We start from the raw sequence: 14,598 nt of genomic DNA on the forward strand, positions 1-14,598 counted from the left end.
GATCGCCGCGCCGGCCCTGGCGACGGCGTCGGCCGTGCTGTCCATGTTCGCGACCAGCTTCGCCAGCGCGGCCGCGGCCTCGTCCAGCTGCGCGACGACCTTGCTGATCCTCTCGGCCGCCTGCAGGGCCAGCGTCGTGGCCTCCAGGACCATCGACGGGACGGCCGCCGCGGCGGCCAGACCCGCGCTGATCACGGTCGCCGCCAGCCAGGCGACGAGCTTGCCGAGCCAGTCGGCGATCATGTCCCGGATCAGCGACCGCACCGTCCCGACCATCGCGGCCGAGGTCAGGACCGTCTCCGAGATCCCGGCCGTGTCCTGCGACGTCGCGGACAACGCATCCTGCATGCGGCCTGCCGCGACCCGGTAGGCATCGGCCGCCTCGCCCTCCCAGCCCGCCACCTCGCGGGCCATCGCGCCGTCGAATGCTGTGGCCTGGGCGGCGAGCTCCAGCGACAGCAGATGCCAGGCCTTCGCCCGGGCCTCGATCTCCGGCGGGTCCCCGAGCATCGCGTCGAGGGGTTCACGCAGGAACGAGATGTGTTCGATGGCCCAGCCGGCGACACCACCCAGGATGGTGCCCACCGGATCCATCGCCAGCCCGAGCGTGTCCAGGCCCGCGGCGCTCCCCGCTGCGGCGATCCCGCCGGCGTCCTGCTCGCCGAAGGACTCGCCGAGATCCTTGTAGCTGGACAGGGCCCCCGAGCCCTCGGCCCAGTCCCGCTCCGGCTCGACCGTGGTCACCCGTCACCGCCGAACAGCTCGGCGACCCGCCGGTCGGCGTTCTCGTAGTCGGCCGCGCAGCCGCGGAGACCGTCGGCCGCGTCGCTCAGGGCACGGCACAGCTTCTCTACGGCGACCGCACCGGACCCCATCGCCGACGTCGCCGCGCCGGAGAAGACCTGACCGATCAGCCCGTAGGCGTCCGTGGAGAGCGTGTTCTGCGCCGGGATCTTCGCCGCGACCGCGTGCTCGACGTTCCCGACACCCGTCGCGTGCGCCCGCACGTCCCCGGGAACCACGCGGAACACGTCATCGGTCACCGCGCGGCCCTCCCGGCCGCGGTGACCGGCTCCACCACCTCGCGGACCTGCCGCGACGCGTCGGCCGCGGCCTCGCGGGACAGGCTCAGCACCAGCTCGGCCAGGCGGTTGCGGGGCACGTCCTCGGCGCGCGACCCGAACCGCAGCTCGAGCAGGGCACCGGAGCCGTTCACCGTCACGGTGACGGCGCCGTCGCGGCTGGCCGCGGTGGCGGTCAGGCCCTCGAGCTGGGCCTGGGCCCGCTCGGCGCGACCGCGCAGCTCCTCCATGCGGCCGCGGTAGTCGGCGAGCCAGGCTCGCGTGTCGGACGGGTCCGCGCCGGAGGACGAGGGCGCGGACGGGAGGCCCGTGAGGTGGCGGGACGGTCGTGGGTCCATGCGCCGGGACGGTAGGAGCCGCCGCCCCGGCGCACGGCCGTTCGGCCGGGTCAGTTCGCGATCGCGACCGGCTCCGGGCCCGTGCCGAGCCCCTTGCCGACGATCAGCCCGCCGGTCCCGCCGGACGCGGACGGGTCCAGGTCGACCCGCACCGTGTCGCCCTCGCGGACGCCGCCGGAGAGCAGCTCGCGGGCGAGCTGGTCGCCGATCGAGGACTGCACCAGCCGCCGCAGCGGGCGCGCGCCGTAGACCGGGTCGAACCCGTTCATGGCCAGCCACTCCCGCGCCGGGTCGGTGACCTCGAGGGTCAGCCGCCGCTTGGACAGCCGCCCGCGCAGGACGTCGACCTGGATGTCGACGATGTGCGTGAGCTCGTCGGTGGACAGCGCGTGGAACACCACGACGTCGTCGAGCCGGTTGAGGAACTCCGGCTTGAAGTGCGTCCGGACCACCGACATCACGGCGTCGTTGCGCTGCTGCTCGTCGAGGTTCTGGTCGGCGATCACGCCGCCGCCCAGGTTCGAGGTGAGTACCAGGATCGTGTTCCTGAAGTCGACCGTGTGGCCCTGGCCGTCGGTCAGACGTCCGTCGTCGAGCACCTGCAGCAGCGTGTCGAACACGTCCGGGTGCGCCTTCTCGACCTCGTCGAACAGCACCACCGTGTACGGACGGCGGCGCACCGCCTCGGTGAGCTGGCCGCCCTGGTCGTAGCCGACGTAGCCGGGAGGGGCACCGACCAGGCGGGCCACCGAGTGCTTCTCGGAGTACTCGCTCATGTCGATCCGGACCATCGCCCGCTCGTCGTCGAACAGGAACTCCGCCAGCGCCTTGGCCAGCTCGGTCTTGCCGACGCCGGTCGGTCCGAGGAACAGGAACGACCCGGTCGGCCGGTTCTCGTCGGAGATCCCGGTCCGCGCGCGGCGCACCGCGTCGGACACCGCGCGGACGGCCTCGGCCTGGCCGACCACGCGCCGGCCCAGCTCGTCCTCCATCCGCAGCAGCTTCGCGGTCTCGCCCTCGAGCATCCGACCGGCCGGGATCCCGGTCCACGCGGACACGACGTCGGCGACGTCGTCCGGGCCGACCTCCTCCTTGAGCATCACCGTCTCGGCGCTGTCCTCGACGGCCGCGGCCTTCTCGGCGAGCTCCTTCTCCAGCGCCGGGATGCGCCCGTAGCGCAGCTCCGCGGCCCGGCCCAGGTCGCCGTCGCGCTCGGCCCGGTCGGACTCGCCGCGCAGCTGCTCGAGCTGCTCCTTGAGGTCCCGGGTGACGTCGATGGCGCTCTTCTCGTTCTGCCAGCGCGCGGTGAGTGCGGACAGCGTCTCCCGCTTCTCGGCCAGCTCGGCGCGCAGCGCGACCAGACGCTCCTTGGAGGCGGCGTCGGACTCGTTGTCCAGTGCCATCTCCTCGATCTCGAGGCGGCGTACGGCGCGCTCCACCGTGTCGATCTCCACCGGCCGCGAGTCGATCTCCATCCGGAGCCGGGACGCGGCCTCGTCGACCAGGTCGATGGCCTTGTCCGGCAGGAACCGGGCGGTGATGTAGCGGTCCGACAGGGTCGCGGCGGCGACCAGTGCGGCGTCGGTGATCCGGACGCCGTGGTGCACCTCGTAGCGCTCCTTGAGCCCGCGCAGGATGCCGACCGTGTCCTCCGGGGAGGGCTCGCCGACGAGCACCTGCTGGAACCGGCGCTCCAGCGCGGCGTCCTTCTCGATGTGCTGGCGGTACTCGTCCAGCGTGGTGGCCCCGACCAGGCGCAGCTCGCCGCGGGCGAGCATCGGCTTGATCATGTTGCCGGCGTCCATCGAGCCGTCGCCGGTCGCGCCGGCGCCGACGATCGTGTGCAGCTCGTCGATGAAGGTGATCACCTCACCGGCCGAGTCGGTGATCTCCTTGAGGACCGACTTGAGCCGCTCCTCGAATTCGCCGCGGTACTTCGCCCCGGCGACCATCGAGCCGAGGTCGAGTGAGATCACGCGCTTGCCGCGCAGCGACTCCGGCACGTCGCCGGCGACGACGCGCTGGGCGAGGCCCTCGACGATCGCGGTCTTGCCGACGCCGGGCTCGCCGATCAGCACCGGGTTGTTCTTGGTGCGCCGGGAGAGCACCTGCACCACACGCCGGATCTCGGTGTCGCGGCCGATCACCGGGTCCAGGTCGCCGGAGCGGGCGCGCTCGGTGAGGTCGACGCCGTACTTCTCCAGCGCCTGGTAGCTGCCCTCCGGGTCGGGGCTGGTCACCCGGGCCGAGCCGCGGACCTTCGAGAAGGCCTCGCGCAGCGCGTCCGGGCCCGCGCCGTGGCGGGCGAGCAGGTCGGCGACCCCGCCGCCGGAGCGGGCGAGCCCGACCAGCAGGTGCTCGGTGGAGACGTACTCGTCGCCCATCTCGGTGGCGAGCTGCTGGGCCGCGGTGATGGCACCCAGCGCGTCGCGCGAGAGCTGCGGTGCGCTGACCGAGGAACCGGCCGCGGACGGCAGCCGCTGCCCGAGCTGCGTCAGCTCGGTGCGGATCTTGTCGGCGTCCGCGCCGACGGCCGCGAGCAGCGGCGCGGCGATCCCGTCCCCCTGGGCGAGCAGTGCGCCGAGCAGGTGGGTGGGGCCGACGTCGGGGTTGCCCGCCAGCGTCGCGGCCTGCACGGCCGCCGAGATCGCCTGCTGGGTCTTGGTGGTGGGGTTGAAGGAATCCATGCCCCCGCGTCCTCCTGGGTCGTCATGAGTCTGTGGATGGCAGCCGGTCGGCCCCCTCGTGGGAGACCTCCCCAGTGTGCCCGTCACTACCGACAACGTCAGGAAAGTTGAGCCTGTTCCGCTCAACTGACCGAATCTCGCCGCAACGGCGATACTGGCTCCCGATGAGCGAGGACCCGCTGCTGACCAGCCTGCTCGCGGCCGTCGCCGCCGCCCCCGACGACGTCCCGTTGCGGCTGCACGTCGCCGAACGGCTGGCCGACGCGGGACGGGTGCCGGAGGCGCTGCAGCACGCCACGACCGTCCTGGCCACCGCGCCGGGCCACGCCGGGGCGATCGCCCTGCTGCAACGCCTGACCGCCGCGCTCACCTCGGGTCCGGCCCCGGAGCCACCCGCCGTCTCGAACGCCCCCGAGGAGCCGGCCCTTCCGGTCGCGGACGCCCCGGACGATCCCCCGCCGGCCCGGCAGGAACCCGGCGGCCCCCGCGAGCCGGTCGGCTTCGACTGGGCCCGCGCCGAGGAGCAGGTCTCCGACATCGCCGAGCCGGTGTCGGCGTTCGACGACGGCGGGGGCAGCGGCGGCAGCGACACCTCCGACGTCGAGTGGGCCGAGCGCCCGGACGTCCGGCTCGACGACGTGGGCGGGATGGAGCACGTCAAGTCGCGTCTGGAGCTGTCGTTCCTGGGGCCGATGCGCGACCCGGAGATGGCGAGGGCGTTCGGCAAGCGTCCGGGCGGGGGCCTGCTGCTCTACGGCCCGCCCGGCTGCGGGAAGACGTTCCTGGCCCGGGCCGTGGCCGGCGAGCTCGGAGCGCGGTTCTCCGAGATCGGGATCGCGGACGTGCTGGACATGTGGACCGGGCGCAGCGAGCGCAACCTCGCGGAGATCTTCCGGACCGCCCGCCGCAACGCCCCGTGCGTGCTGTTCCTCGACGAGGTGGACGCGCTCGGGCAGAAGCGCTCGAACCTGGCGCACTCCGGGAGCCTGCGCAACACCGTCAACACGCTGCTCTCGGAGATGGACTCGCTGTCCGGGCGCAACGACGGCGTGTTCGTCCTGGCCGCGACGAACCACCCGTGGGACATGGACCCGGCCCTGCGCCGTCCCGGGCGGTTCGACCGGATGCTGCTGGTCCTGCCCCCGGACGCGCCGGCCCGGGCCGCGATCCTGCGCCACCACCTGCGCGACCGCCCGGTCACCGACCTGGACCTCGACCGCGTCGTCCGCGCGACCGAGCACTACTCCGGCGCGGACCTGGCGCACCTGGTCGACACCGCGACCGAGCGCGCGCTGGCCGAGTCGATGCGCAGCGGGAAGATCCGCTCGCTGACGACGAAGGACCTCGTCGGCGCCGCCCGGGAGGTCACCCCGAGCACCGGGCCGTGGTTCTCCACCGCCCGCAACGTCGCCCTGTTCGGCAACACCGACGGCAGCTACGACGAGCTGGCGGAGTACCTGAAGAAGAACCGCAGGGCATGAGCACCGAGAGGAGCGGAGCGGAACGAGTATCCGCGCGGAGGAGCGGAGCGGAACCAGTATCCGCGCGGAGCAGCGGAGCGGAACGAGCATGAGCGCCGATCCGCACGTCGTCGTGGAGCGGGCCGAGCACCTGCGGGCCGTCGGGCGTCTGGACGACGCCGAGCGCACCGTCCGCGAGGGGCTGACCGAGAACCCACAGGATCCCGGGCTGTTGCGCGGGCTCGCCGTGCTTCTGCTGGCCTCCGACCGCGACCGGCCGGACCGGCACGTCGAGGGACTGGCGGCGGCCGAGGCGGCGTGCGCGGCCGAACCGGACACCGAGCACCCGCACCGCCTGCGCGCCCTGCACCTGTCCATGCTCGGCCGCCACGGCGAGGCGCTCGAGGCCGGCCACCGGGCCGTCACCCTGGCCCCGGACGACCGTTTCGCCGCCACCGGCTACGCCCGGGTGCTGCAGCGGGCCGGACGCCTGGCCGATGCCGCGCAGGTCGCCCGGCGGGTGGTCGAGCTGGCGCCGCTGGAGGCCGGGTCGCACTTCCTGCTCGCCGACGTCACGAGCGACCTCGGTGACCGGACCACCGCACGCGCCGCCTACACCGAGACGCTCCGGATCGACCCCGCGCACGCCGGCGCCCGGCACGACCTGGCCGTCCTGGACGCCCGGTCGCACCGCCCCGGACGGGCGCTGGGCGGGCTGGTCGACGCCGGTCGGCTCGCGCCGGGGGAGTCCGGGGTGCTGCGCACCGTCGCCGCGGTGCTCTGGCAGCTGTCCTGGCGACTGCGGCTGATGCTGCTGGTCTCGGTGTTCGTGGTGCTCGCGCTGTCCGCCCGCCCGGACGGTGCCGCGGTGTCCACCCGGGTCGGGGCCGTCGCGGTGCTGCTGGTCGGGGCACTGCTCGCCCGCCACGAGACGCGTGAGCTGCCCCGCGGGACGTGGCCGGTGATCCTCGCTGCGGTGCGCGCGGACCGGCCGCTGGCCCTGACCTGGGTGGCGCTGGGACTGTGCGTCGCGCTCTACGTCGCGGTCGCGGTCACCGGGATCGCGGCGCTGGCCGGGGCGGTGTGGGTCGTGCTGCTGGGCCTGGCCCTGCTCGCGGTGATCGTCGGGGCGAGCCGCCGCGACCGTTCGAGGCGCTGACCGGCCGTCAGCGGCGGCCCGTCAGCGGCGTCGCAGCGCCTTGGTGGCCCCGCCGGAGAGGTGCGTGGTGCTCGGGAACCGGCGCCGCGGCGGACGCGTCACCCGGGCCGGTGTGCCCTTGGCCCCGAAGAAGTCCCCGCCCTTGCGGGCCGGGTCGTCGGTACCCCAGTCGCGCTTCTGGGTCACCCGCTCCATCCGCGGGATGTGCTTGCGGCAGTGGATGTAGGCCTCCTCGACGTCGACCACCACCCACCGCTCGGCCCGACGACCGGCCGCCTGGTCGTGCGCGTGCTCGGGGAACTCGGCGCGGAACGCCCCGTCGTCGACGATCCGCGTCCGGCCGTTGACGTGCAGGCCGATCAACGACTCGACGAAGTCGACCATCAGGATCCCCACGTGGCCGTTCTCGGCGAGGTTGCCGAGGCTGGCGAACACGCCGTTTCCGCGGTACTCGGGGTAGGCCAGCGTGTAGTCGTCGAGCACCCGCAGGAACCCGGGCGGCCCGGCGCGCAGCGAGTTGTCGCACTCGCCGTGCGCGTCCGAGGTGGCGACGAACGCCATCTCCATCCGCCCGATGAACTCGACCATCCGCGGCAGCAGCCGGTCGCGGACCTGGTCGTCGTAGAACCGCCCGGCACGGGCGACACTGCCGAACTCCTGCTGCAACGAGTGCTCCCCCGCCGATCCCGGCGGGAGGACCGGCTCGGGCGCGGGGGCCGGGCGGGTGACTGGCGTCGCCGACGGACGGACCGGGACGGAGACGACCGGCCGCCTGCGCGGGCCGACCACCAGAGCGGGAGTTCGCAACGGCACCCTTCCACGGTGCCATCCCGACGGGCGATCACCAAACGGCGTAGGGACATGACTCACCGGCACCGGGACGTCGGCGCTCCACGGCGCGAGCGCTAGTCTGTACCCGGCGCACCCACGCCATGACGAGTGACCCCGTCCCCGAACGGATGAAGACGTGACCATGTGTTCGATCACCGCCGGATCTTTCCTCCGGCTGCTGCTCGCCGTACCGGCGAACGGCGGATTTCGCGTAGCCTACCGCGCGGGTATCCCTGTGATCGCTGATGGCCCGGGGACGGGGACGAGCACGACCGAGGAGAGTGTCGGCCAGGCATGACCGCTGATCAGCTGATCGCCAGGGACGTCGCCCCGTCGAACCGTCCGGCCACCGAGGCCGAGCGGTGGGTCGAGCTGATCCGGTCCAGTTTCGCGGCCGTCGAGCCGCAGGCCGAGGAGCTCGGCAAGCACTTCTACTCGACGCTGTTCAGCCGCGCGCCGGAGACCCGCGACCTGTTCCCGGTCAACATGGAGGTCCAGCGCAGCCGCCTGCTGCGCGCCCTCGTGCACGTCGTGCAGATGGTGGACCAGCCCGACGACCTGCAGCCGTTCCTGCAGCAGCTCGGTCGCGACCACCGCAAGTTCGGGGTGCTCTCGCAGCACTACGACGCCGTCGGCGAGGCACTGATCTCGGCGATCGCGACCCACTCCGGCACGGCGTGGACCCCGGAGGTCGACAAGGCGTGGAACAACGCCTACGACATCGTGGCCGACGCGATGCAGCGCGCGGCCGCGGCCGAGCGCGGCCCGGCGTCCTGGATGGGACGGGTCGTCGACCACCGTCGCATCGGCTGGGACCTGGCCGTGGTGACGGTCGAGACCAGCGAGCCGGTGCCCTACCAGGCCGGCCAGTACGTCAGCGTCGAGACGCCACACCGCCCGCGGCTGTGGCGCTACCTGTCCCCGGCGAACGCCCCGCGCCGCGACGGCACCATCGAGTTCCACGTGCGCGCGGTCGAGAACGGCTGGGTCAGCCGGGCCGTCGTCGCCCACTCGCAGGTCGGGGAGACCTGGCGGATCGGACCGCCGATGGGCCGGATGGCCGTCCCGGAGCACACCGACCGCGAGCTGCTCATGATCGCCGGCGGTACCGGCGTGGCCCCGATGAAGGCGCTGCTCGACGAGGTGCGCCAGCGCCGGAACCCGCCGCGTACCCAGGTGTTCGTCGGTGGCCGGACGTGGGAGGACCTCTACGACTTCACGGCGCTGCGCAAGCTGTCCTACAGCGAGCCGTGGCTGGACGTGATCCCGGTCGTCGAGTCCGAGGACGACGCCGCAGGCGCCGAGACCGGCACCCTGGCCGACGTCGTCACCCGCTACGGCGCGTGGAGCGACCACGACGTCCTGGTCTGCGGTTCGCCGTCGATGATCCGCTCCACGGTCTCCCGCATGCTCGTCGCGGGCACCCCCCTGGACCGGATCACCTACGACCCGTTCACGATGGACTGACCCTCGGGTCAGAACGCCTCGGTGCTGCGGACCGAGAGGACGTGCAGGCGGCGCTCGCCGCGGAAGCCGTCGCGGCCGTGCAGGAAGCGGTAGTTGTCCAGCGCGAACAGGTCCCCGCCCTCGAGACGGAACCGCGGCGCCACCTCGAACGCGGTCGCCAGCACGTCGGCGTAGGTCTCGATGTGGGCCAGGTGGGTGTCCCAGCCGGGCACCCGTGGCACCGGCATCGCGTAGTCGCTGGCGCGGACGACCCGTCGTCCACCGCGGGTGAACTCGACCATCCGCCGTACCAGCGGCGTGTGCGGGACCCCGCGCGGCGGGTCGGTCCGGCTGCCGAAGAAGTCCACGTCGACCCCGGTCAGGAACGTGTGCAGGTCCGGGAGGTGGCTCCTGATCGCCTCGACGAGCGCGTACCCGTCGATCAGCACCGAGTCCCCGCCGGAGGCGGCCGGGTCGCCGCAGTGCATGTACAGGTAGTCCTCGTCCGGGTCGCGCAGCCGGGTGGTCCGGCCGTGCACGTCGACCTGCAGGTAGGCGCCGTCGGAGTGCAGGCCCAGCGGCGGGGAGTCCACACCGCCCTGCGGACGGATGCCGAACAGCTCCCGCAGGTTGCCGCCGAGCGTCACCGCCGCCGTGGTGACCAGCTGCTCCGGGTCGTCCGGGAGCCCGCGGACGATGACCGCGCCCTCGGTGTGCAGCGCCGCCCGGGCGCCGTCGATGCCGCTGCGCACCGGGACCACGCCCACCCCGTCGAGCATCTCCTTGAGCTCCGGTCGCACCGTGCCGCTGCGCCGCCCGCCCGCGTCGGTCTCCGCCACTTCGCCTCCTGACGTCGTCGTCACGCGAGCCTGTCGCACATCACTCGCAGGAGCAGCTTAGTGTCCGGTACCAGCATCAGGCACTGTTCCACCGCCTTTCGACCAGGCGCCCGAGGACGGTGACGAGCAGCGCCGTCCCGACGATCGCGGCGGCCGGCAGCAGCACGAGCTGCGGCGCGGCGAACATGTACTGGCGGCCCTCGTCGAGCATCGCCCCCCACTCCGGCGTGGGCGGCTGCACACCGAGCCCGAGGAACGACAGCCCGGCCAGCGAGAGCAGGACGTTGGAGAAGCGCAGGCAGGCGTGCGCGGTCAGCGGTCGCAGCAGGTTCGGCAGGACGTGGCGGAACGCGATCCGCAGCGGGCCCGCCCCCACCGCGACGGCGCCCTCGACGTACTCGCGGGCGCGCTCGCGCACGGTCAGCTGATAGGTCAGCCGGGCGAACGGTGTCCAGCCGGTGAGCACGACGGCCAGCAGGAGCGTGTCCAGCCCGGGCGGTCCCTCGCTCGCGGCGACCACGACCAGGCCGACGACGATCGCCGGGACCGACACCAGCACGTCGATCAGCCGTTGGAACGCCTGCCCGGCCGCGCGCCCGGCCCAGGCTGCGAGCACGCCGAGCAGCGTCCCGAGTCCCGTGCAGATCGCGAGCGCGACCAGGGTGAAGCCGACCGAGAGCCGGGTCCCGGCCGCGAGCCGGGCGAGCACGTCGCGTCCGAGCTGGTCGGTCCCCAGCGGGTGTGCGAGCGACGGCCCGGCGAAGCGCCCGGACAGGTCCGTGGTGATCGCGTCCAACGGGAGGACGGCGAGCACCACGAGCACCACGACCGCCGCGGCCACCGCCACCCGCGCGGACCGCCAGGTCGGCGTCGCCCTGTCCGCGAGGGTGCTCATACCGCCGCACTCCGGCTCACCGGGTCCAGCGCGAGCTGCAGCCCCTCCGCCGCGATGCTCGCCACGCCCGCCGCCGCGACGATCACGAGCAGCGCGGACTGCACGACCGGCAGGTCCTGGCCGACGACCGAGTCGTAGAGCAACCCGCCCAGGCCCGGCACCGCGAACACCACCTCGACCACGACCGCGCCGCCGAGCAGGCCCCCGAAGAACAGGCCGGACAGCGACGCCACCGACGTCAGCGCCAGCCGCCCGCCGTGGCGCCAGAGCACCGCCCGTTCGGCGATGCCCTTGGACCGCGCGACCACCACGTGCGGGCGCGCCAGCGCGTCGACGGTCTCGGCGCGGGTGAGCTGCGCGGCCAACGCCGCCGGGAACGCGGCCAGGGTGATGACCGGAAGCACCGCCTGCGCGACCGAGCCCCACCCGGTGGCCGGCAGCAACGGCAGCACGACGGCGAACACCAGGACCAGCACGGTGCCGAGCACGAACTCGGGGGTCGCCACGCCGAGCACCGACGTCGCGGTCACCGCCCGGTCCAGCCGCCCACCGGGACGCCGCGCCGACCAGACCCCGGCCGGGATCCCGGCCACCGCGGCCAGCACCAGCGCCGCCGCCGTGAGCACCAGCGAGACCCCGAGTGCCGGGAACAGCAACCCGGAGACCGGCGTCCGCGTCACGAAGGAGTTGCCGAGGTCCCCGACGACGGCGTGCGAGAGCCAGAGCAGGTACTGCTCGGCGAGCGAGGCGTCGAGGCCGAACTCCAGCCGGATCGCGGCCAGCACGTCCGGGTCCGGCTCGGCCTCCCCGAGCCGGCTGCGCAGCACGGCGCGGGCGGTGTCCACCCCGGCCGCCCGGGGCAGTAGGAAGATCAGGACCGAGGCCAGGAACAGCACAGCAGGCAGTGCCAGCAGGCGACGGGCGAGCACGGCGCTCACGCCGTACTCATCCGGTCTTGGCCAGCCCGGCCGTCACCAGCGTCTTCGCCAGCGGGTCGACGGTGTAGCCGGTGACCTTCGAGCCGACGCCGTTGGCCTGGGTGTGCACCAGCGGGACCCCGACCGCGTCGGCGTCGAGCCGGGCGGCGGCGCGCGTGAAGATCTCCTGGCGGGCGGCCGGATCGGAGGTCGCACCGAGCGGGGCGATCAGGGCGTCGAACGCGGGCGAGCAGTAGCGGTTGATGTTGTAGGAGCCCTGGCAGGAGTAGTCGCTGCTCAGCGTGGCCCCGGCGTCCGGGACGTCGAGCAGGTAGCTGCGCGAGAGCAGGTACATCTGGTAGCGCCCGGCCAGCAGGTCCGGCTCCTTCGCGTCGTAGTCGGCGACCTGGATCGTCGCCTCGACCCCGACGGCACGCAGCATCCCCTGCACCGCGGTGGCCAGGGTCGGCAGCTCGGCGCGGTTGGCGTAGGTGCCCAGGTCCACCCGTAGCGGGTTCTGCGGCCCGAACCCGGCCTGCGCCAGCAGCGCCTTCGCCCCCTCGACGTCCGGCGCGGGCGGGGGCTCCTGCGAGCCCCAGGCGACGGCCGGGCCGAACAGCTCCGATGCCGGGACGGCGGACCCGGCCAGCGCCTGCTCGCCGAGTGCGGTCCGGTCGATCGCCTTGGTGATCGCCTGGCGGACCCGGACGTCACGGAACGGCGGCGCGGACTGGTTGAGCATCAACGAGTCGGTACGCGGCGCGGCGACCGTCTGGTTGACGTACCCGTTGGACTCGGTGAACTCCAGCGCCGCCGACTCGGGCAGCTCCTGGGCGATGTCGACGTCACCGGCACGCAGTGACAGGGCACGGGCCGCCGGGTCGGAGACGTAGTTCGCGGTGACACCGGCGAGCTGCGGGCGCCCGCCCCAGTAGCCGTCGAAGCGGGCGAGGGTGGCGCTCTGGGTCCCGTTGGTCGCGGTGACCCGCATCGGCCCGGTGCCGGTGTCCTGGATCCTCGGCGGGTTCGACGCGTAGGCGGCCGGCGCCAGGATCGCGGTGTTCGCGCTGCTCAGGCGCAGCGGCAGGATCGGGTCCGGGGCGGTGGTGCTCACCTTCACCGCGTCCGCGCCGTCGGCGACGGCGGTCAGCCCGATCCCCTTGACCGCGCGCGGCGGGGCGCTGACGCCGGCCACCCAGGTCAGGGCCTTCACCACCGCGGCCGGGTTCAGCGGCGTCCCGTCCTGGAACCGCACGCCCGGGCGGAGCGTGAAGCGCCACGTCCGCGGGTCGGTCTGCGTCCACGCGGTGGCCAGCGACGGCCGTGCGATGCCGTCCGCACCGGAGGCGACCAGCGACTCGCTGACACCGAGCTGGGACACCACGAACGCGTCGTCGGTGTCGACGGCGTAGCCCGCGTCCGGGGAGAACTGCATGGCGATCGTCAGCTGCGCGTCCGGGACGACGACGCCGGATCCGGCCTCTGCGCCCCCGCAGGCCGTCGCGAGGCCCAGGGCGGCGCAGGCCAGGGCGAGGCCGATACGTCGTCGGGTGGACGGGGCGCCAGGCATCGGGGACCTCTCGCGGGAACCGGCGGATCGGGCAGGGGCGCCGGTGTCTCCGACCGCCCGAGAGATCGTCTGCAAGGCTGCGCAGGCCGTCAATAGATGTGCATCAACGCGCATATGTTGTTGCTGCCACACAATCGCACCTGTCGGATACGCCTGCTAGTAATAGACGGTGGTGAAGACCAGCCCTCGGACGGCCGCGTCGCCGGACCTCGACCGGACCCGTTCCCACAGGTGGCGGCCTCGTCAGCTCACCCAGCTCGCTGCCCTGCCGCCGGTCATGCGGTTGCTGGTGCTCACCCAGCTCGCGTTCAACGTCGGCTTCTACATGGTGCTGCCCTACCTGGCCACGCACCTCGCCGAGGACCTGGGGCTCGCCGCGGCGATGGTCGGGCTGGTGCTGGGACTGCGGACGTTCAGCCAGCAGGGGCTGTTCGTCGTCGGCGGCGCGCTGGCCGACCGGTACGGGCCGAAGCCGGTCGTGCTGGCCGGCTGCGCGCTGCGGGTGCTGGGGTTCGTGCTGCTCGGGTTGGCCGGGTCGGCGACCGGGGTGATTGCCGGGGCGCTGCTCACCGGGTTCGCGGCGGCGCTGTTCTCCCCGGCGGTGGAGTCGTCGCTGGCCCGGGAGGCCGGGGAGCGGGAGCGCTCCGGCGAGGGGCCTGCCCGGTCCGAGGTGTTCGCCCTGTTCGCGGTGAGCGGGCAGGTCGGGACCGTGACCGGGCCGCTGGTCGGGACGGCGCTGCTGCTGGTGGACTTCCGCCTGGCCTGCATGGTCGCGGCGTTCGCGTTCGTGCTGGTCGGGCTCGCGCACCTGCGATGGCTGCCGCGTCGCCCGGCCGCGCACGCCGGCGAGCCGCTGCTCGCGGGCTGGACCGAGGTGCTGGCCAACCGCCGCTTCCTGGCGTTCGCGGCGGGCTACTCGGGCTGGCTGCTCTGCTACAACCAGCTCTACCTGGCCCTGCCCGACGAGCTGCGCCGCGCGACCGGTGAGCAGTCCGCGCTGGGATGGCTGTTCGTGCTGTCCTCGGTGATGGTCATCGGTGGGCAGCTGCGGATCACCGGCTGGGCGCGCAGCATCGGGCGCGGACGGGCGATCGTTCTCGGCTTCTCGCTGATGGCGCTCTCGTTCGCCGCGGTCGGGGTAGCGCGGTTGCTGCCCGACCCACCGTCCTGGGCGGTGCTGGCCCCGGCGGTGGCGATGGTCGTGCTGCTCACCCTCGGCGAGATGCTGGCCGTCCCGGTCGCGCAGGACCTGGTCCCGCAGCTGGCCGGGGAACGGCGCCTGGGCGCCTACTTCGGGGTGCTGTCCTCGGCAGGCGGGGTGGCGGTGCTGATCGGCTCGACGGCCGTCGGCGCGCTCCTGGGCCCGTCCGTCCC

Annotated in this window: 13 protein-coding genes; 4 read left to right on the top strand and 9 right to left on the bottom strand. The window is 73.6% G+C overall.

The window, feature by feature from the left end; all coding sequences use genetic code 11:
• The 4 genes from I4I78_RS20445 to clpB all read right to left on the bottom strand — a co-directional run.
• A partial coding sequence (locus I4I78_RS20445; RefSeq protein ID WP_218613051.1) for a WXG100 family type VII secretion target occupies positions 1 to 744 on the bottom strand: 744 nt, incomplete at its 3' end.
• A complete protein-coding gene (locus I4I78_RS20450) occupies positions 741 to 1,043 on the bottom strand; it encodes a type VII secretion target (RefSeq protein WP_218613052.1) in 303 nt (100 codons plus the stop codon). The genes I4I78_RS20445 and I4I78_RS20450, both read right to left, overlap by 4 nt.
• Positions 1,040 to 1,420 (bottom strand): YbaB/EbfC family nucleoid-associated protein, encoded by a 381-nt coding sequence (locus I4I78_RS20455; RefSeq protein WP_218613053.1) that lies wholly within the window; start codon positions 1,418 to 1,420, stop codon positions 1,040 to 1,042. Before I4I78_RS20455 ends, I4I78_RS20450 begins: the two co-directional genes overlap by 4 nt.
• Before the next feature lie 50 nt (positions 1,421 to 1,470).
• Positions 1,471 to 4,107: an ATP-dependent chaperone ClpB gene (gene clpB, locus I4I78_RS20460; protein ID WP_218613054.1), complete on the bottom strand. Its 2,637-nt coding sequence runs from the start codon at positions 4,105 to 4,107 to the stop codon at positions 1,471 to 1,473.
• 164 nt (positions 4,108 to 4,271) lie between these two features.
• On the opposite strand from clpB, the gene I4I78_RS20465 reads away from it, so the two are divergent.
• A complete protein-coding gene (locus I4I78_RS20465; RefSeq protein ID WP_218613055.1) occupies positions 4,272 to 5,588 on the top strand; it encodes a 26S protease regulatory subunit in 1,317 nt (438 codons plus the stop codon).
• Positions 5,589 to 5,676: 88 nt separating this feature from the next.
• Positions 5,677 to 6,726 carry a tetratricopeptide repeat protein gene (locus I4I78_RS20470; protein ID WP_218613056.1) on the top strand — a complete coding sequence of 350 codons (1,050 nt, stop codon included), beginning with the start codon at positions 5,677 to 5,679 and terminating at the stop codon, positions 6,724 to 6,726.
• A 21-nt stretch (positions 6,727 to 6,747) separates the two neighbouring features.
• Here I4I78_RS20470 and I4I78_RS20475 read toward each other — a convergent pair whose 3' ends face one another.
• Positions 6,748 to 7,392 carry a pyridoxamine 5'-phosphate oxidase family protein gene (locus I4I78_RS20475; protein ID WP_226380094.1) on the bottom strand — a complete coding sequence of 215 codons (645 nt, stop codon included), beginning with the start codon at positions 7,390 to 7,392 and terminating at the stop codon, positions 6,748 to 6,750.
• A 459-nt stretch (positions 7,393 to 7,851) separates the two neighbouring features.
• Here I4I78_RS20475 and I4I78_RS20480 point away from each other — a divergent pair, with 459 nt between their 5' ends.
• Complete coding sequence (locus I4I78_RS20480; protein ID WP_218613057.1) at positions 7,852 to 9,024, top strand: globin domain-containing protein; 1,173 nt, start codon at positions 7,852 to 7,854, stop codon at positions 9,022 to 9,024.
• An 8-nt stretch (positions 9,025 to 9,032) separates the two neighbouring features.
• Here I4I78_RS20480 and I4I78_RS20485 read toward each other — a convergent pair whose 3' ends face one another.
• The 4 genes from I4I78_RS20485 to I4I78_RS20500 all read right to left on the bottom strand — a co-directional run bounded on the left by I4I78_RS20485 (position 9,033) and on the right by I4I78_RS20500 (position 13,224).
• Positions 9,033 to 9,842: a TauD/TfdA family dioxygenase gene (locus I4I78_RS20485; protein WP_218613058.1), complete on the bottom strand. Its 810-nt coding sequence runs from the start codon at positions 9,840 to 9,842 to the stop codon at positions 9,033 to 9,035.
• 76 nt (positions 9,843 to 9,918) lie between these two features.
• Positions 9,919 to 10,737, bottom strand: a complete 819-nt coding sequence (locus I4I78_RS20490; RefSeq protein WP_218613059.1) for an ABC transporter permease — start codon at positions 10,735 to 10,737, stop codon at positions 9,919 to 9,921.
• Complete coding sequence (locus tag I4I78_RS20495) at positions 10,734 to 11,675, bottom strand: ABC transporter permease (RefSeq protein WP_218613060.1); 942 nt, start codon at positions 11,673 to 11,675, stop codon at positions 10,734 to 10,736. The genes I4I78_RS20490 and I4I78_RS20495 overlap by 4 nt, the downstream gene beginning before the upstream one ends.
• A 7-nt stretch (positions 11,676 to 11,682) precedes the next feature.
• Positions 11,683 to 13,224: an ABC transporter substrate-binding protein gene (locus tag I4I78_RS20500; protein ID WP_218613061.1), complete on the bottom strand. Its 1,542-nt coding sequence runs from the start codon at positions 13,222 to 13,224 to the stop codon at positions 11,683 to 11,685.
• Positions 13,225 to 13,501: 277 nt separating this feature from the next.
• Between I4I78_RS20500 and I4I78_RS20505 the strand changes: the two genes are divergently transcribed.
• A partial coding sequence (locus I4I78_RS20505; protein ID WP_218613062.1) for an MFS transporter occupies positions 13,502 to 14,598 on the top strand: 1,097 nt, incomplete at its 3' end.

Source organism: Pseudonocardia sp. KRD291 (assembly GCF_019263595.1).
GTDB lineage: Bacteria > Actinomycetota > Actinomycetes > Mycobacteriales > Pseudonocardiaceae > Pseudonocardia.